The organism is Chryseobacterium sp. SC28, from assembly GCF_003932955.1.
Classification (GTDB): Bacteria; Bacteroidota; Bacteroidia; order Flavobacteriales; family Weeksellaceae; genus Epilithonimonas.
The window spans coordinates 136211-153588 of sequence record NZ_QOVY01000002.1; the positions used below are offsets into that span (position 1 = coordinate 136211).

The following is a 17378-nucleotide window of genomic DNA, read 5'->3' on the forward strand; positions in this document are numbered from 1 at the left end:
ATTTTATTGCCGACCTACGCAAACTCGGGCATTGCACTTTCTCCCAAATATTTAGCTTTGAAATGATGATGATCGTTTCCTTATCGGGTTGAAAAAGTTTAATTCCTTATCTTTGAGTATGGATTTGCTGGATTTTCACCATCATCAACTCGGTAGAAGCGGAATTTATAATTTAGGTTTGGATGAAGAAATTCCAAATGCCAAATTTTCCGCAGGGTTGCATCCAAAAGACATCAGCAAAAACTGGAGATCCGATTTCGAAAAAATCAAAATCACTTCTCTTTCCGCAAACTGCATTGCCATCGGCGAATGTGGGTTAGACAGCAATGTTGCCGTCGATAATGAACTTCAAAATGAAGTTTTCGCCGCACATATTTCTTGGGCGGAAACCGTCAGAAAACCGATCATCATCCATTGTGTCAGGAGATTTTCGCAGATTTTGCATTACAAAAATGCGAAGATTCCCTTAGTTGTTCATGGGTTTAATAAAAAAGAGAATATTGCGCGGGAACTTTTGGAGGTGGGCTTCTATCTCAGTTTTGGATATGCGGCTTTAGAAAACTTATCTTTGCAAAATATCATTAAAAATATGCCTATTCAAAAACTCTTTCTGGAAACGGACGATTCCGATTTTGAGATCATTAAGCTTTATGAAAAAGTGTCTGAGATTAAGTCTATATCTATGGAAAATCTGAAAAATCAAATGTGGGAAAATTTAAATCATATTATTGAGAATGGATAAATTTTGGCTGGAACGCACCGAATTGCTAATCAAAAGGGAGGGCATTGAAAAACTTCAAAACGCTAAAGTCCTGGTAGTTGGCTTAGGTGGTGTAGGATCTTTCGCAGCAGAATTTCTGGCGAGGGCTGGCGTGGGAAAAATGGTGATCGCAGACGGTGACGTTGTAGATATTACCAATATCAACAGGCAATTGCCTGCTTTGCATTCTACGATTGGGAAGCATAAAGTGGACGTGGTGGGAGACCGCTTGATGGACATTAATCCGCAACTTGAGCTGACAAAAATCAATGATTTTTTGGAACCGGAAAGAATGGAAGAACTTATAAAATCGGAAAAATTTGATTTCGTGCTGGATTGTATCGATTCTCTAACTCCAAAATTGGCTTTAATTATCGCTTGCAGAAGGACCAAAACCAAACTGGTCTCCTCGATGGGCGCCGGCGGAAAGACCGATCCCAGCAAAGTTTTGGTGCGCGATATTCACAAGACCCACAATTGTCTGTTGGCAAAACAAGTGCGAAAACGGCTGAAGGAAGAAAAAATCGATAAAGGTGTCCGATGTGTTTTCTCAACAGAATTGCAAGATGAAGAGAGCCTGAAAATGACCGATGGTGCTAATTTTAAACGTTCTTTTTATGGAACAATCAGTTTTATGCCGGCGCTTTTCGGATTATATGCTTCGGCGGAGGCTATCAATTATTTAATGGGAAAAGAATAATTTTCCGAATGATGAAAAACACCTTCCCCTCGCACGAAAAGCTGAAAAGAAAAGCAGAAATCGACCATCTTTTTAAGAAAGGGAAGTGGCTGACGGTGGACAATATCCGGGTGATTCACATTAAATCTGGTGAAAGTTTTTCCGTTCCCAATCATCGAGTTGGCGTTTCGGTGGGTAAGAAATTTTTCAAAAGGGCGGTGGACAGGAATCGCATCAAACGCTTGCTGAGAGAAGCTTACAGACTAAATAAGGCGACCTATCTGGAGGCGTTTGGCGATCAATCGATGGCGATGATTTTCTGGGCTTCTAAAGAAATGCCTGAAAGTTACGCCGCAGTCGAAGCTGAATTTTTGAAACTTTGCAGGAAGAAATCGGATATATCTTGCTAAGTGCATAAGACAGAGACTACTTTTCTAACAAAAAGACCGCGAATTGCGGTCTTTTATATTTGTGTTAATAATGTTTGCGGCCAATTAGTTGACCACGATATCGTCAATTTGCATTGTTGTGGTAACCCCGTTGCCCGCGCCTTCGTATTTGAAAACTATAAATCCGTTTCCGGTAAGCGTTGCAGGCAGATTATAAGTTCCCGCTGAGGTCAGAACGCCATATCCTGAAGTTGGTGTTTTAGGAATGGTAAAGTTGGAAGTAATATCGGTAAGCGTTGCTTCAGAAATATTTCCTCCGACTGTATAATTCGTGGTGGTATAGACCTTCAATGCATCGCCATTATAGTATCCGACATTCACTCTGAAAGCTAAGGTATTGGCGGCGGTAAAATCCACAGGAACTATAAAATACGTTTGGAAAGATCCGGTTCCTGCATTTGCAGACATCTGGATGTACTTATTGCTGCTGAAAGTTTTCAGTTGCCAATATCTGTTGCCCACCAAGGGGTCGTTCACATACTTAGGGAAGGTATCGGTATCCACGGAATAGCTTTCAAAATTTTCTGAAAAGCTTCCCAAATATGAAATTGCTGTTCCACCTTTAGGCGGTGCGGCATCCGGTTTTATATATCTTGGATTATCAAATTTGACATCGGTAAGGCTTCTGATCAGCATTTGGTAGCTGGAATTGTATTTGCTTACTACGAAGGTCAGATTGCCATTTCCTGTTGGCAACAAATTGGCTCCAAAACTAGCATATCCCGAATTTCTTAGGACGGACGTAGCGCCTGATTTGTCTTCAATACCTCTGTCTGTATCTTGGCCTACCCCTGCAATGTAATTAATGTAGGTGGTTGGTTGCGGCAGAACGACTTCATCTACAAACTGCACATCATCCACGGTTACCAAAGTATTAATATATTTGGCGGCCTTAGCTTCATTAAGATTGGCAAGCTTTGTAGGAACAATCTGTGCGACATCCATTTTGTTGCCGTTGCAAACGCCTGCGAGATATCTTGTCAAAAGAACGCTTGGGATTCTTCCTATAGCATACGTTGGGTCTATCGAGCCTATTTTAATCGTACCCCTGTCCAATCCCAAGACCAAGCCGTTAGCTTTGATCCGGATGTGGGCTCCCACAGGGAAATCCGCATAGTTAGAAGCTTTATCGACTTCCATTTGTAATCCAACCGTTGGGTTTTCCGGTTTATCCTGAAAAGAGATTGTCTTGTAAAAGTTACCGTTTTCGTCGGACGAAACAACATAGGCATCAAAAATTACCGGTGCTCCATCTGCAGGAACTTTATATGTTGCGGCAGAATAACTGGAACCGGATGGGGGTGGGGGTGCTAAAGCCACAAATTCTGCCATTGTAATGGTGGGCGCATCAAATCTATTGTTGCACAAGACCTCTGGCGTATTCCAGTCATCATCCTTGACGCACGAAGAAAAGGTGGCTGCCACAAGCGCAGAAAAAATCAATGTTTTGATAGTTGTATATGTTTTCATTTTTTTTGGTTTAAAATCTTACTTGTAAATTTATGAAATAGGAACGTCCTTGAGTATACCAATATTTAGGACCGAATAATGTTTGACTTCTGTTAAAATCTTCTTGGAAACCGTCGAACTTCACATTTCTTGTCTGTTCGAAGCCGCCGGTGATATAATTAGTGTTGTCGAAGATATTATTGACACTTGCCGAGATCAATATATAATATTTGCCCAGCAACCAAGACTTACCAACATTTGCATTGATAAAATGAGCAGAAGGAAGTTTGTTTGGAGCCAATAGCCTTCTTAGTTCGGCGTCATCCACTCCGGCATAAGGCGTATCGGTATTTCCGTTTTGTACAAAACTTTGCGACCTCAATAGCGGAGAAGGATCTAGATAATTATTATCCAAGTAGTTCCAGTTTGCTCCGATCCACCAATATTTCGGAGAATTATATCTCAAACCTGCCGAGAATGCCATCTGTGGCGTTCCCCCTTGTTTGTAATCCTTTAGAGACGATTTGCCGAAATCCACAAAAGACTGTCCATTGTCGAACACGCCGATAGCATCGGATGCGAAATAAACTTTCGGATCATTGCGGTACGTGTATTCTCCATAGCTGGCGACGCCTTGGAACGACAGCGTTGGCAATATTTTAACATCTACGCCAAGTTCTGCACCCAGGTTTCTTTTCTCTACGTTCGACATTACTTGCGTCACAAAAGCACTCTGAATGTATTGTCCGCCCGTATTGGTGTCGGTAGTTCCACCACTAGTGGAATTGTCTATCTGGATACCATCTGCGAAGAACCGCTGTACATTTGTTTCGTTCTGAGTATCGATTAAAAAGGCAGAAGCTCTGATTTTGAAAAATGGAGAATTGATCACATAGCTCAAGTCGTTTGCATTGACCACCGTATTTTTGATATTCGGCGCCACGGCCGCATTAAGTCTTGGGTTGATGAAAAGATCCTCCAAAAAAGGCGCTTGCGAAAAGAACGCACCGTTATAAATCAGGAAGTTTCTTCCGTTGATTTTGTAAATGATTTGACCTTTCAACCCAAAGTTCCAGAATTCATAATCTTTGCTTTTCCCGAAAGAACTATCATATAAATAATGTTTGAATAAGCCTTCCCTGTTAGAGGTGGAATAAGCTGCAAGAGCAGAGACAAAGACATCGAATTTGCCTTCGGAGAATTTGAAACCGGGATTTACCTTCACTTCCTGTCTGCGGAAGATGTAATTATAAAGCACTCTGTCGCCTTCTTTTTTAGCTACGTTCGCTTCCCCTTCATTATATAACGCTGAGGTTCCGGGATTATTAGTTGCCGCAAAAGGATCTTTATTCAGAACAAAATCGGCACCTAAAAGATCATTGACCTCTCTGTACAAGTCCGACCGGTAATTCTGATAAGAAATGTTCAATAAAAAACGGGTCTTATCGGTAAAATTATAGGTATAATGGGTTGCGGCATTCCAGATCTTGTCATCGCTCACGTCGTCTACAAGATAGTACAATGCTCTTTTTCCGGTGGCGCCATATTGGGTAATAGGTGCCTGCCCCAAATTAGCCGCATACAGCTTGTCCCAATTAATCTGGGTGACAGTAGGGTCTCCATTTTCCCACGCCGTTTTCGAGGTTTGATAGGCATCGCCCGCGGCGAGATAACTATCGGTGGCGGGATCCCAGACAAATGCTTCCGGATTTAATGAGCCGAAATAGCTGGGTAAGTTTCTGTAATAGGTAGGAGAAGGATTGGGAACGCTCTGCCAATCAAGCCGCGAGCCCCTGTCTTTTCCAAACTGATATGAGACCGACGTCCATAGATTGGAGTTCTTGTTGATTTTTAAGAAATCCTGCAATTGGAGAAGCGGCTGAAAGCCTTTTTTGACCCTTTCGCTTCTCTTATCTCCATTTTGCCAGCCCCAATATGAATTATAGTGAACGCCTCTGTAATCATAAACCTCCTGCGTGCTGGGACTGGAGGTAGATCTCCGGTAAGGCGAAGCAAAAGCGTTGAATGTGATGGTGTGATTGCTGCTGATTTTTTTCTCGATTCCTAAATAAGTGCCATAAGCATCATAAAAAGTTCCTTCCTGAATGCCCTCTTCTGCCCATCTTTTGGCGCCCATCAGTGTAAATGCCCATCCGCTTCTCGACATTCCGGAAGAATAGCGCAAAGAAACCCTCTGGCGGTAATTTCTGTTGGTGACAGAGTAAACAGCTTGAAACCCTTTTCGGTAATCGCTGGCTTTTGTATTTTTGTAAATAACACCACTGGCTCCGCCGAAAGCATATTCGGAGGGCGAATGGTTGGCTGCTATTTCCGGATATCTCACGATCTCATTGAGACCGCCCCAATTAGAAAAATCGACATTTCCATTGTCGGATTTCACCATAGAGACGCCGTTCATTATGTTTTCGGAGGTTCTGCCGTCAACACCTCTCGGCCGGAACCAATAGGCACCAAGATCAAAGCTGGCGATTCTGCTGAAAACATCTTGAGAGGATTGCAAAAGACCGACGGTTGAGGTTTGGCTTGCTTCTTCATCGTCGTCGTTATCGAGGATCGCAAGACCCTGTTCTGCACCTATCAGAGCGGGATACAGCGTAATGACGCCCAGGTCTTTTCTTTTTTCGGTAGTAATATCAAATTCCAAAGTTTTGGTCTCGAAATTGGGTTTTGATACCACAATCTGATAATGGCCGGATTTCAGATCTACAAACTGGAAATATCCAATCTTGTCTGCCGTAACACCATTACCTTCTCCTTTCAGATCTACTTGCGCTTGCTCCACGGGCTTGCCGTTGGCATCTTTCAAATAAGCAAAAACCGTGGTCTGTGCATAATAAAAGGAGGCCGGAAGCATTGTAAATAAGGAGATTAATGACAGTTTTTTAATCATAAAATCAATTAGGTTTATTTGCTCTTTTTTCTAATATTCAATCCATTACAGACGGAACGCAAATGTAAATAAAATTTCCATAATTAGAACTTTTTAACATTTTATTTATTTTAACAAATTGTCAATTATTTTGCAGCATCATTTACAAATCACAAAAACTTGATATTTTTATTTTGCAACAGACCAAAAAAAATTACTTTTGTAGCCTTAGAAATTTTATTTTACTTTATGAAAAATATATTGGGCGTAATAGCTTTTTTATTCCTGTCTTTATTCCCTGCACAGCAAAAGAGACAGGTGCGTGTTGCCACAGTGGGATTTCTGAATGTCGAAAATCTCTGGGATACCATCCGTTCTGCGGATTATATAGACGGAACCAAAGACATCAGCAATCCCGCCTTCCACAGAAGTGTGCCTCTGGATTCTGTAAAATATCTGGAAGTTACAGACCCCGACTATGCAGGTCCGTGGAACGACCAATCATTGAAGGGCAAAAAAGTCGTAAGAATACAAGGCGGATCCGAAGAATTCACGCCCAAAAGCAGTAAAAATTATACCTACGACATCTACAAACAGAAGCTGGTGAACGAGGCCAAAGTAATCTCAGAAATGGGAAGAGCTTACACCAATACGGCTCCCGTGGTTGTAGGATTGATAGAGGTAGAAAACCGCCAAGTGATAGAAGATCTCGTCAAAGAACCCGTGCTGGCAAAATACGATTATGGCATTGTTCATTTTAACTCCTACGATTACAGAGGGATAGACATCGGTTTTATTTATCAGAAAAGAAGATTCACACCATCCAAGTCGTGGAAGAAAGAGATTAAAGTTTACGGCGAAGAAGGCAGAAGAGATTATACGAGAGATATCGTTGTAATGATGGGCTTCCTCGACAACGAGAAGGTAGCATTCTTCCTCAATCACTGGCCATCCAGAAGAGGTGGAGAAGCAGTTTCACTTCCGAAACGCAACGCCGCTGCCGTGGTGCTGAAACAGCAAATGGACAGTGTGAGAGCGTTAGACCCTGCCACGAAATTAATCGCAATGGGAGATTTTAATGACGACCCTATCAGCTCAAGTCTCAAAAACTATCTCAAAGCGGTGGGCGATCCTAAAGATCTTTCGGAAAGCACGCCTTATCTCAACTTGATGTATCCTTTGTATAAAAAAGGCGTGGCGTCTTTAGCTTACCGGGATGCCCCCAATCTCTTCGATCAGATCATTGTTTCTGCCAATTTATATTCACCAAATAAAGAAGTGAGAAAAGACTACACGGTATTCAAAGCGGAGATCTATGCGCCGGCCTATCTAATTACAAAAGAAGGGAGCTTCAAAGGTTATCCGTTCCGCTCTTGGGCGGGCGATACTTTTACCGGCGGATATTCCGACCACTTCCCGGCTTTTGTGGTACTGCAGAAAGATCCCACGCCATAGCTTAAGATGATTCCAAAACAGATGAAAGCCGTTTTCTGTCTTTGGAATGATTTTTTGATAATTTAAAGGAAATATATCTGTCATGAAAAATATAATTGGCTTAGCTCTGCTTTCTATTTTTATCTGGTCTTGTTCTGCCGGTAAAAAGCCACCTGCCGAAGATCAAAGCCCGGCTGTCGCAGTGCAAAAGAAAACCGATTCTGCAGATGAATGGGAAATTACGGTGTTCGATGCAGGTTACGAAAACTTTGTGGCGACGAGAGCCTTACCCCGATCCATGTTTACAGAAAGCTACTTGAAATCCCGAAATACCCTTCTGGTCAGCGAGTGGAATTCCAGATTCTACTCGGGTGTGAATCCTTCTTTTTACGAAGTCGCGATAGATTATGACCCGCAAGAAAATTACGGGTTCGAATTCGAGTACAGATTGTATCAATTCTTTGCCTATTGCAATTGGAAATACGGCGTCCGATTTTCAGGACTTAGAGTCTCGGATCGTGTTAAATAAGAAAAAAGGCTGACACTAATCGTTGATTTCCCATATTAATTGTGGGATTTCCTTGTGCCTTATTTTTTTAGATTAAGCGATTCCTTCTTCCTCGCCTTTCAGCTTCTCGGCATTTTCTGCCATGATGACGGCATCCATCATTTCCTGAATATCACCGTTCATATAAGCATCAAGATTATAAATAGACTTGTTGATGCGGTGATCCGTCACGCGCCCTTGCGGATAGTTGTAGGTCTTGATTTTTGCAGATCGGTCGCCGGTGGACACCATCGTTTTTCTCTGAGCAGCGATATCGCCAAGCACTTCCTGCAATTTGATGTCATACAACTTTGCCCGAAGCATTTCCATGGCCAGTTCCCGGTTGGCGAGCTGAGAGCGCGCCTGTTGGCAAACAACGACTAAGCCCGTGGGTTTGTGTGTTAATTGCACCTTGGTTTCCACTTTGTTGACGTTCTGCCCGCCGGCGCCTCCGGAGCGCGAAGTTTGCATCTCGATATCTGCCGGATTGATCTCCACATCCACTTCTTCGGCTTCCGGCAAGACCGCAATGGTTATGGCAGAGGTGTGTACACGACCCTGAGATTCGGTTTCCGGGACGCGTTGTACCCTGTGGACGCCTGATTCAAATTTCATAATGCCATAGACGCCTTCGCCCTGCACTTTCATAATCAATTCTTTGTAGCCTTTGGCAGCTTCGCTGGCGTCTGTGATCTCGTGTTTCCAGCCTTTCATTTTGAAATACATCGTGTACATCCGGTACATATCTTCCACAAAAATTGCCGCTTCGTCGCCTCCGGTTCCGGCGCGCATTTCCAAGATAATATTTTTGTCGTCCGCAGGATCTTTGGGGATCAGGAGAAACTTCAGTTGTTCTTCATATTCGGGTAGTTTTTCCATCGCCTCATACTTTTCTTGCTTTGCCATTTCTACAAATTCTCTGTCGCCGCCGTCCGCAATGATTTCGTCCGATTCTGCAATGGTATCGAGGGCGGCTTTATATTCGTCAAAGACTTTTACGATCTTCCCCAGATCGCTGTATTCTTTGTTCAGCATCGAATATTTTTTTTGATCCGAGATCACATCGGGCTGGATGATGAGCTCCGCGACCTCATTATATCGTTGTTTTATAGCTTCCAGTTTGGGGATTAATGACTTAGACATATTAAATTTTTAGGGTGCAAAGATATGGAAATAAGAAACAAGAAGAAAACGCCAAGAATTAAGTCTGAAGGGTTCAAGAGAACTAAAAAATCCACTCTTATTAAAGAATGGATTTGAATATATGTTGTTTCGCTTCGAGTGCAATCTCTCACGAAAAGAAAATTGCCAACTTAATGGTGATGCCCGGTGCCGGCGCTTTGTTCGCCTGCGGGTTTTTGATAAATTACTTCTACGCCTTCCTGCTCATAAAGCTTTTTGTATCGCACCTGCTCGGGATCGAAGTTTTTGTTGATCTTTCCGTAATATTCTGCCAAGCCTTCGGTGAGCCAAAGCGGAACGATGAAACCGAAAAACATCAAAATACACCAAAATCCGCACAAAAGCATTGCGAAAAAGTACAAAGTCCAAAGAAATTGGTAAACCGGCCAAAAAGCAGATAACATCATATCGCTATATATTTTTAGCAAAAATAAATGATTTTATTAGATCTGACAAAATTTAGGACTTGATTTTTTTCATTTTGCCACACTTTTAGTTTTTAGTAAATTCGTAAGGTTGTAAAATCAGCTGAAATGAAGTTGGAAAATGCCGGATAAGAATAACAAAACCCATAGCCCCGATTGCAGTGGAAATCCTTTTTTTCGGCGGCGGCAAGGCTGAGGAAAAAAAAGATTGCAACGGAAAGCGGGAAATAGCTCCTAATAAAAAGAATCAAAACGGATGGCTGAGCGGAATCGAATATTTTCTATGATCAATAATAAATCTAAATTATAATGAATTTCAGAATCGAAAAAGACACGATGGGCGAGGTGCAGGTACCCGCAGACAAGTTTTGGGGCGCTCAGACCGAGCGGTCCCGCAACAATTTCAAAATCGGGCCGGCAGCAAGTATGCCCCGCGAGATCATCGATGCATTTGCTTACCTGAAAAAAGCCGCCGCTTATACCAATGCAGAGTTGGGCGTGCTTTCTGAAGAAAAAAGAGACCTGATTGCCAAGGTTTGTGACGAAATCTTGGAAGGTAAATTGTATGATCAATTTCCTTTGGTGATCTGGCAGACAGGCTCGGGAACACAATCTAATATGAACGTGAACGAAGTGATTGCCAACCGATCGCACGTTCTCAACGGTGGAACTCTCGGTGACAAACCGTTTATCCACCCGAATGACGACGTCAATAAATCTCAGTCTTCCAACGATACCTATCCAACGGCTATGCACATCGCAGCGTACACCAAAGTCGTGAAAGAAACTTTGCCGGCTTTGGATAAACTGAGACAGACGCTGGACGAAAAAGCCAAACAATTCCGCAATATCGTGAAAATCGGGAGAACGCACCTGATGGATGCCACGCCTTTGACTTTGGGGCAGGAATTCTCGGGCTATGTGGCACAATTGGATTATGCGAAAAAAGCAATCACGCATACTTTGGAGCATTTGAAGGAGTTGGCGCTTGGCGGAACTGCCGTCGGAACCGGACTTAATACGCCGAAAGGTTATGATGTTTTGGTGGCTAAATATATTGCAGAATTTACAGGACTTCCTTTTGTGACGGCACCCAATAAATTCGAGGCTTTGGCAGCGCACGACGGTATTGTGGAATCTCACGGTGCTTTGAAACAATTGGCGGTTTCTCTTTTCAAAATTGCCCAGGACATTCGCTTGTTGGCTTCCGGGCCAAGATCTGGCATTGGGGAAATTCACATTCCGGAGAACGAGCCGGGATCTTCCATTATGCCGGGAAAAGTAAATCCGACTCAGAATGAGGCTTTGACAATGGTCTGCGCGCAAGTTCTTGGCAACGATACCACGATTTCTTTCGCAGGAACGCAGGGAAATTACGAACTGAATGTTTTCAAACCGGTGATGGCTTATAATTTCTTGCAATCGGCACAATTATTAGCCGATGCGATGATTTCCTTTAATGACCATTGCGCCGTCGGAATCGAGCCAAATGAAAAGAGAATCAAAGAATTGGTGGACAAATCGCTGATGCTGGTGACAGCGCTTAACACGCACATCGGCTACGAAAACGCTGCAAAAATTGCGAAAACAGCTCATAAAAACGGAACAACTCTGAAAGAAGAAGCCGTCAACCTCGGACTTCTGACAGCAGAGCAATTTGACGAATGGGTGAAGCCGGAAGATATGGTCGGGAGCTTGAAGTAGTTTCAAATGAATCTAAGATAAAAAGATCTGACTTTGTGTAGTTCGATCGATAGAAAATGTTTATGGTAACGGGCTTTAGCCCGTTTTTTATGAATTAAAAAGAGGTTTTGAGCCAAATAAAATCCAAATTCACAAGGATTTTTGGAATTTTATCTTTTAGTTTAAGAGTTATTTGGTGTTTTTTCGATAAAAAATAGTTACATTTAGATAGCGATTTGCATGTGCGATTCTCATTTACTGGAAATCTCATAAAAAAATCATATTTATTTACTAACAACGAAACGCTTTTGAATAAAGGCTTTTTAAGAATTGTTAATAATTTTGTTAGCATCTTGATTCTTTCAAAATTCTAAAAAAACTATCTTTGTACAATGGCACAGAAGGATACATTATCGTCTTTGATTCACGGTAATTTTGCAAAGGAACTCTCCATTTCGGATGGCAAAATGCCGCCCAATGCATTGGATTTCGAAAAATTAGTGATAGGTACTTTTTTGATTGACAGAAAAGGGCTCGATTATTCTATCGATCTCTTGACGCCCGAAGTCTTCTACGATCCAAGACATCAAACCATCTTTGCGGCCATCCTGAAATTGTACGAAAATAATTCGCCGATTGACCTGATGACCGTTATCCAGGAACTGAAAAGAACCGAAAAATTGGGTCTCGCAGGCGGCGATCACTACATTATCGATCTTACAATGGGCGTGAGCTCGTCGGCTCATATAGAATATCACGTGCGGGTGATCTTGGAAAAATTTATTCTGAGATCCTTAATCAATGTTTCCGCCAACGTGATAGACAATTCTTACAAAGAAACAACCGATGTTTTCGAATTGCTGGACAAAGCCGAGCAATCCTTCTTCGAAATCACCAACGGCACCATTAAAAAAGGCTTCGATACTGCCAACACTTTGGTAAAAGACGCCATCGATAAAATCAAATCCTTAAAAGACAAAGAAGGTTTGTCCGGCATCCCATCCGGATTCTCAGCTTTGGACAGGGAAACCGGCGGCTGGCAAAACTCCGACCTCATCATCATTGCCGCTCGGCCGGCGATGGGCAAAACGGCTTTTCTGCTGTCGATGGCTCGAAACATCAGCGTAGACCAGCAAATTCCGTTGGCATTGTTTTCTCTGGAAATGGCCTCTGTGCAGCTGATTACCAGAATGATCTCCTCGGAAACGGGGATTTCGTCCGAGAAACTGCGAAAAGGACAAATGTCGGACGAAGAATGGCAACGGCTTTTCACGAATGTTTCCGCCTTAGAAAATGCGCCGCTTTATATCGACGAAACGCCCGCGCTTTCTATTTTTGATTTCCGTGCCAAATGCCGAAGGCTGGTCATGCAGCACGGCGTAAAGATTATTATGGTCGATTATCTCCAGCTGATGACCGCAAACGCCGGAAAAGGCGCCGGAAATCGCGAACAAGAAATCGCAATGATTTCCCGATCCTTAAAAGCCATTGCAAAAGAACTAAACGTGCCGGTGGTCGCACTTTCTCAACTTTCCAGAAGTGTAGAGGCGCGTCCCGGAAAAAGACCGCTGCTCTCCGACCTGCGAGAATCGGGCGCTATCGAGCAGGATGCAGATATTGTTTCCTTCATTTTCCGACCGGAATATTATAAGATTCCTTATTGGGAGAATGACGATGAGAACGTAAAATCCAGCACAGAAAACCAAGCGGAAATCATCATCGCAAAACACAGGAACGGCGCAACGGCCGACGTGCGGCTGGCATTTCACAAAAATATCGGTAAATTTGCCGACCTCGGAAGCAGTTACGAGTATATCCCTTCCAACTTCGGACAGAAGGATGAGCCGTCCGGATTCGACAGAATTACCATTACGAGCGACCCGCATACAGCATTCGGGCTTCCGAATGAAAACAATCAAGTCTCGGGTTCTGCGATGAATGACGACGACGATGATGACTTTCCTTACTAAGCGATTGGAAGATCTTATATTAACAACATTTTACTTCAAAGCATAGTTTGAAATCTGAAATTTCCACTATCTAAAATCCTCTTAGATTGAGTTTAAGAATCGAAATCTATACAGACGGTGCCTGCAGCGGAAATCCCGGGCCGGGCGGATACGGAATCCTGATGCGCGTTCCGGAAAAAAATTATCAAAAGACTTTTGCACAAGGCTTCCGAAAAACCACCAACAATCGGATGGAGCTGATGGCTGTAACGGCTGCTCTTTCGAAATTAAAAAGCGCAGACAATGACGTCCACATCTTCACCGACAGCAAATATGTTGCAGACGCCATCAACCAGAATTGGATCTTCGGATGGATCAAACGCGGGTGGAAGAACGTAAAAAACCCGGATCTTTGGAGAGAATTTTACAAATTATACCAGATTCACAATCCTCATTTCCATTGGATCAAAGGCCACGACGGTCATCCCGAAAATGAAATTTGCGATCAATTGGCTGTGGCGGCTTCCAAGTCAGGAGATTTGGCGATTGATACCTATTTTGAGAATCAAAATGATGGAGGCTTGTTCGATTAAACATTCCAAAAATCCCGATCCAAACTTCGGTATTGGATGGCTTCCGAAATATGTTCGGCTCGGATATTTTCAGAATTTTCAAGATCGGCGATGGTTCTTGCGACTTTTAGAATTCTGCTGTAGGCTCTTGCAGAAAGATTAAGTTTCTGCATTGCGGTTTTTATCAACAGTTGAGAATACTCGTCTAAAACACAATATTTTTCCATTTCCTTGGATCCCATCTGCGCGTTGTAGCTGATGTCGGAGTCCTTGTATCGCTCATTTTGGATGTCTCTTGCCTTGTTGACACGTGCTCTGATGCTGGCGCTGCTTTCGCCCTTTTTCTTTTCCGCCAGCTGATCATATTCCACCTTCGAAACTTCTATATGAATATCAATTCTGTCCAAAAGTGGTCCGGAAAGTTTGTTCATATATCGTTGCATTTCCATTGTAGACGAGGTATTATTAGGGTCGTCGGGGAAATAGCCGCTCGGACTTGGGTTCATACTGGCGACGAGCATAAAACTCGCCGGATACTCGATGGTAAATTTGGCTCGGGAAATAGTCACCACCCGATCTTCCAGCGGCTGTCTCATCACTTCCAAAACCGTTCTTTTGAATTCGGGCATCTCATCCAAAAAAAGCACGCCATTGTGAGCCAAAGAAATCTCGCCTGGTTGCGGATAACTACCTCCGCCGACCAATGCGACGTCGGAAATGGTATGGTGAGGCGCCCGAAACGGCCGGATGGTTATCAAAGAATTCTCGGCACCCATCTTGCCCGCGACGGAATGAATCTTAGTGGTTTCCAAAGATTCTTTGAGGCTCAGAGTAGGTAAAATGCTCGGCAGCCGCTTGGCAATCATTGTTTTTCCGCTACCGGGCGAGCCGATGAGAATGATGTTGTGACCGCCTGCCGCCGCTACTTCCATCGCGCGCTTAGCCGCTTCCTGCCCTTTGACCTCATCAAAGTCGAAAGGAAAATGATCTACTTTGTCCTGAAACTCCTTTCTGGTGTCGATTTCGAATTTTTCCAAAGGCGCATCTTCATTAAAGAAATTAATGATTTCCGTGATATTATCGATGCCGTACACGTCGAGCTGATTGACGATGGCGGCTTCTCTCGCGTTTTTTTTTGGCAGGATGATGCCTTTGAAGCCTTCCTCTCTGGCCTTTATCGCAATGGGCAAAACGCCGCGGATGGGTTGCAGACTGCCGTCCAGAGAGAGTTCGCCCATAATGATGTACTCGCCGAGCGTTTCATATTTGATCAGATCGGAGGCGGCCAAAATTCCCAAAGCAATGCTGAGATCGTAAGCAGAACCTTCTTTCCGAAGGTCGGCCGGTGCCATATTGATGGTAATTTTCTTGCCGGGAATTTTGAATCCGGAATTCTTGAGCGCAGCCGAAATACGATAGCTGCTTTCCTTGATGGCATTATCCGGAAGCCCCACCAAATGGTAGCCAACGCCTTGATCTACATTGACTTCTATGGTAATTATCTGTGCAGAAACGCCGTGGATGGCTGCACCATAAATTTTGACAAGCATCTGCGTGTAGTTTTAACAAAAATAAAAAAACTAAACGATGAAACCAAAGCGTTAAATGTTTTTTGAAAAATAAGTACGATTACATAAAACGTTCGCCTTTTTTCAGATTTTTTAGATCGAGAACGTAATCTTTGATCAGTTGGTCGTTATCTCTTGGGCAGATCAATAAAGCTTTGTCGGTATCTACGATGATGTAATTTTTAAGACCATCGATGATGGCTACTTTATTTGGATTCTTGAGTCTGATGACATTGCCTTTGGCGTTGTAGGTCAAGACGTTTTTGCCATTGATGGCGTTGTTGTCGTTATCTTTTTTTGCATTGGTGTATACGGAGGTCCAAGTGCCGAGATCGCTCCAGCCAAGGTTGGATGGGATCACATAGACGTTGTCGGCCTTCTCCAATATGCCGTTGTCTATGGATATTTTGCTCACGGTAGGGTAGATTTGGTCGATGCATTCTTTTTCCGCTTCGCAGTTGTACTCGCAGCTGTCGAACTGGTTGTACATCTCGGGAAGATGCTTTTTGAAAGCGGAAATAATGCTTTTCACACTCCAAACAAAGATGCCGGCATTCCAAAGAAAATCTCCCGACTCCAAAAAGCTTTTCGCAATTTCCAGACTAGGTTTTTCGGTAAATGTTTTGACTTTGCAGTAGTTTTGATCCTTTTGCTGGATGAACTGGATGTAGCCGTAGCCGGTATCGGGACGTGTGGGTGTGATTCCCAAGGTTACCAAATAATCATTTTCCGAAGTCAGGCGGAACGCCAGTTCTACTTTTTCGATGAAGGCGCTCTCTTTCAGAATCAGTTGATCGGCGGGCATCACAATGATATTGGCTTCGGGATTGACGGCTTCAATTTTTTTGGCCATATACAGATTGCAGGCCGAGGTATTTTTCATTGCCGGTTCGCCTACGATATTTCCGATAGGGATATCGGGCAATTGCTGTTGTGTCAGTTCTACATATTCCTGATTGGTAATGATGTAGATGTTTTCTGTGGGGATCAGTTGGCGGATTCGGTCATAAGTCTGCTGAATCATTGTTCTTCCGGTACCTAAAATATCGTGAAATTGTTTTGGAAATTTTTGAGTGCTCATCGGCCAAAACCGGCTTCCGATGCCTCCTGCCATGATGACACAGTACTTATTGTTGCTCATTTATTGTTATTTTTTCGACCTTTGCCAAAGGTCTGAATAGATACTTTTTGGAGTTTTTCCTTCGGAGGCAAAGATATAACTTTTTCTTTTTTTCCAGGACTACGTAGGTGTCGCCTTTGTAGATAAATTCATCATTAATTAACAATTCCTCAACAAAGACGGCATTCTCAGCCGGATTTTCGATATGGAAATAGCGAACCAGCTCCGGGCTGGCCATAAAATTGGCTTTCGGGTTTCGGGAGAAGTTTAAAATAATAGGTTTCAAATCATCGCTGTAAACATCGATACTTTCCAAAAGCATCTCACGAAAAGTATCTTTCCACTCCTGCCCGTGGGCGCTGATCCGGAACTTGAACTTTTCAAACGCGATAAGATGTGCCAGCTCGTGTGTCAACACAAAAAAGAAAAGTTGCTTGTCTAAGGTGGCATTGACGGTAATCTGATGCGATTTGTCGGGCAATCGGCGATAATCTCCCAGTTTGCTTGTTCTGCTTTTGGTAATTTTGATATGGATGTAGTAGTCCGAAAACCATTTTTTAAGGTGATGAAAGGTGTGATCCGGAAGATATTGCTCCAAAATATTAATTGACATCGGACAAATCAAATTATCGGCAAAAATAGTCATTAGCTGGGATTTTAAAGAATTTATA

16 protein-coding genes are annotated in these 17378 nt (G+C 43.1%); 9 read left to right on the top strand and 7 right to left on the bottom strand.

Features of this window, described 5'->3' with window-relative positions; translation table 11 throughout:
* Positions 1-88 precede the first annotated feature (88 nt).
* From DTW91_RS02175 to rnpA, 3 genes are read left to right on the top strand one after another with little or no spacing between them, the layout of a single operon-like run.
* Positions 89-742 carry a TatD family hydrolase gene (locus DTW91_RS02175; RefSeq protein ID WP_228412616.1) on the top strand — a complete coding sequence of 218 codons (654 nt, stop codon included), beginning with the start codon at positions 89-91 and terminating at the stop codon, positions 740-742.
* Complete coding sequence (locus DTW91_RS02180; RefSeq protein ID WP_125201775.1) at positions 735-1460, top strand: ThiF family adenylyltransferase; 726 nt, start codon at positions 735-737, stop codon at positions 1458-1460. The genes DTW91_RS02175 and DTW91_RS02180 overlap by 8 nt, the downstream gene beginning before the upstream one ends.
* 8 nt (positions 1461-1468) lie before the next feature.
* Positions 1469-1849 carry a ribonuclease P protein component gene (gene rnpA / locus DTW91_RS02185; protein WP_317126003.1) on the top strand — a complete coding sequence of 127 codons (381 nt, stop codon included), beginning with the start codon at positions 1469-1471 and terminating at the stop codon, positions 1847-1849.
* 84 nt (positions 1850-1933) lie between these two features.
* Here rnpA and DTW91_RS02190 read toward each other — a convergent pair whose 3' ends face one another.
* Both DTW91_RS02190 and DTW91_RS02195 read right to left on the bottom strand, forming a co-directional pair.
* Complete coding sequence (locus DTW91_RS02190) at positions 1934-3358, bottom strand: DUF5689 domain-containing protein (RefSeq protein ID WP_125201776.1); 1425 nt, start codon at positions 3356-3358, stop codon at positions 1934-1936.
* A 10-nt stretch (positions 3359-3368) separates the two neighbouring features.
* The gene (locus tag DTW91_RS02195; RefSeq protein WP_125201777.1) at positions 3369-6248 is read right to left on the bottom strand and encodes a carboxypeptidase-like regulatory domain-containing protein; all 2880 of its coding nucleotides are present in this window, start codon (positions 6246-6248) and stop codon (positions 3369-3371) included.
* A 228-nt stretch (positions 6249-6476) separates the two neighbouring features.
* On the opposite strand from DTW91_RS02195, the gene DTW91_RS02200 reads away from it, so the two are divergent.
* Both DTW91_RS02200 and DTW91_RS02205 read left to right on the top strand, forming a co-directional pair.
* Positions 6477-7682 carry an endonuclease gene (locus DTW91_RS02200; protein WP_125201778.1) on the top strand — a complete coding sequence of 402 codons (1206 nt, stop codon included), beginning with the start codon at positions 6477-6479 and terminating at the stop codon, positions 7680-7682.
* An 82-nt stretch (positions 7683-7764) separates the two neighbouring features.
* Positions 7765-8190, top strand: coding sequence for a DUF6146 family protein (locus DTW91_RS02205; protein WP_125201779.1), 426 nt, complete (start codon positions 7765-7767; stop codon positions 8188-8190).
* Between the two features lie 72 nt (positions 8191-8262).
* On the opposite strand, the gene prfA is transcribed toward DTW91_RS02205, so the two are convergent.
* Positions 8263-9351 carry a peptide chain release factor 1 gene (gene prfA, locus DTW91_RS02210; protein WP_125201780.1) on the bottom strand — a complete coding sequence of 363 codons (1089 nt, stop codon included), beginning with the start codon at positions 9349-9351 and terminating at the stop codon, positions 8263-8265.
* Positions 9352-9521: 170 nt separating this feature from the next.
* On the bottom strand, positions 9522-9797 hold the full coding sequence (locus DTW91_RS02215; RefSeq protein WP_125201781.1) for a hypothetical protein: 276 nt from the start codon (positions 9795-9797) through the stop codon (positions 9522-9524).
* A 179-nt stretch (positions 9798-9976) separates the two neighbouring features.
* Between DTW91_RS02215 and DTW91_RS12930 the strand changes: the two genes are divergently transcribed.
* The 4 genes from DTW91_RS12930 to rnhA all read left to right on the top strand — a co-directional run bounded on the left by DTW91_RS12930 (position 9977) and on the right by rnhA (position 14040).
* Complete coding sequence (locus DTW91_RS12930; RefSeq protein WP_262696657.1) at positions 9977-10102, top strand: hypothetical protein; 126 nt, start codon at positions 9977-9979, stop codon at positions 10100-10102.
* Positions 10103-10124: 22 nt separating this feature from the next.
* Positions 10125-11519 (top strand): class II fumarate hydratase, encoded by a 1395-nt coding sequence (gene fumC / locus DTW91_RS02220; RefSeq protein ID WP_125201782.1) that lies wholly within the window; start codon positions 10125-10127, stop codon positions 11517-11519.
* A gap of 371 nt (positions 11520-11890) precedes the next feature.
* Positions 11891-13468: a replicative DNA helicase gene (dnaB, locus tag DTW91_RS02225; RefSeq protein WP_125201783.1), complete on the top strand. Its 1578-nt coding sequence runs from the start codon at positions 11891-11893 to the stop codon at positions 13466-13468.
* Positions 13469-13554: 86 nt separating this feature from the next.
* A complete protein-coding gene (gene rnhA / locus DTW91_RS02230) occupies positions 13555-14040 on the top strand; it encodes a ribonuclease HI (RefSeq protein WP_125201784.1) in 486 nt (161 codons plus the stop codon).
* On the opposite strand, the gene DTW91_RS02235 is transcribed toward rnhA, so the two are convergent.
* The 3 genes from DTW91_RS02235 to DTW91_RS02245 form a co-directional block, all read right to left on the bottom strand.
* Complete coding sequence (locus DTW91_RS02235; RefSeq protein ID WP_125201785.1) at positions 14037-15569, bottom strand: YifB family Mg chelatase-like AAA ATPase; 1533 nt, start codon at positions 15567-15569, stop codon at positions 14037-14039. The two genes, rnhA and DTW91_RS02235, sit on opposite strands and share 4 nt — an antisense overlap.
* Before the next feature lie 79 nt (positions 15570-15648).
* A complete protein-coding gene (locus DTW91_RS02240) occupies positions 15649-16728 on the bottom strand; it encodes a mannose-1-phosphate guanylyltransferase (protein WP_125201786.1) in 1080 nt (359 codons plus the stop codon).
* Positions 16715-17320 (bottom strand): SprT-like domain-containing protein, encoded by a 606-nt coding sequence (locus DTW91_RS02245; protein WP_125201787.1) that lies wholly within the window; start codon positions 17318-17320, stop codon positions 16715-16717. The genes DTW91_RS02240 and DTW91_RS02245 overlap by 14 nt, the downstream gene beginning before the upstream one ends.
* Between the last annotated feature and the right edge of the window lie 58 nt (positions 17321-17378).

What these genes read in the sequence shown, in the direction of transcription:
- dnaB (WP_125201783.1), top strand. Translation starts at nt 11,891, where the DNA reads ATGGCACAGAAGGATACATTATCGTCTTTGATTCACGGTAATTTTGCA.
- DTW91_RS02195 (WP_125201777.1), bottom strand. Translation starts at nt 6,248, where the DNA reads ATGATTAAAAAACTGTCATTAATCTCCTTATTTACAATGCTTCCGGCC.
- DTW91_RS02215 (WP_125201781.1), bottom strand. Translation starts at nt 9,797, where the DNA reads ATGATGTTATCTGCTTTTTGGCCGGTTTACCAATTTCTTTGGACTTTG.
- prfA (WP_125201780.1), bottom strand. Translation starts at nt 9,351, where the DNA reads ATGTCTAAGTCATTAATCCCCAAACTGGAAGCTATAAAACAACGATAT.
- DTW91_RS02240 (WP_125201786.1), bottom strand. Translation starts at nt 16,728, where the DNA reads ATGAGCAACAATAAGTACTGTGTCATCATGGCAGGAGGCATCGGAAGC.
- DTW91_RS02200 (WP_125201778.1), top strand. Translation starts at nt 6,477, where the DNA reads ATGAAAAATATATTGGGCGTAATAGCTTTTTTATTCCTGTCTTTATTC.
- DTW91_RS02235 (WP_125201785.1), bottom strand. Translation starts at nt 15,569, where the DNA reads ATGCTTGTCAAAATTTATGGTGCAGCCATCCACGGCGTTTCTGCACAG.
- DTW91_RS02190 (WP_125201776.1), bottom strand. Translation starts at nt 3,358, where the DNA reads ATGAAAACATATACAACTATCAAAACATTGATTTTTTCTGCGCTTGTG.
- DTW91_RS02245 (WP_125201787.1), bottom strand. Translation starts at nt 17,320, where the DNA reads ATGTCAATTAATATTTTGGAGCAATATCTTCCGGATCACACCTTTCAT.
- fumC (WP_125201782.1), top strand. Translation starts at nt 10,125, where the DNA reads ATGAATTTCAGAATCGAAAAAGACACGATGGGCGAGGTGCAGGTACCC.
- rnpA (WP_317126003.1), top strand. Translation starts at nt 1,469, where the DNA reads ATGATGAAAAACACCTTCCCCTCGCACGAAAAGCTGAAAAGAAAAGCA.
- DTW91_RS02180 (WP_125201775.1), top strand. Translation starts at nt 735, where the DNA reads ATGGATAAATTTTGGCTGGAACGCACCGAATTGCTAATCAAAAGGGAG.
- DTW91_RS02205 (WP_125201779.1), top strand. Translation starts at nt 7,765, where the DNA reads ATGAAAAATATAATTGGCTTAGCTCTGCTTTCTATTTTTATCTGGTCT.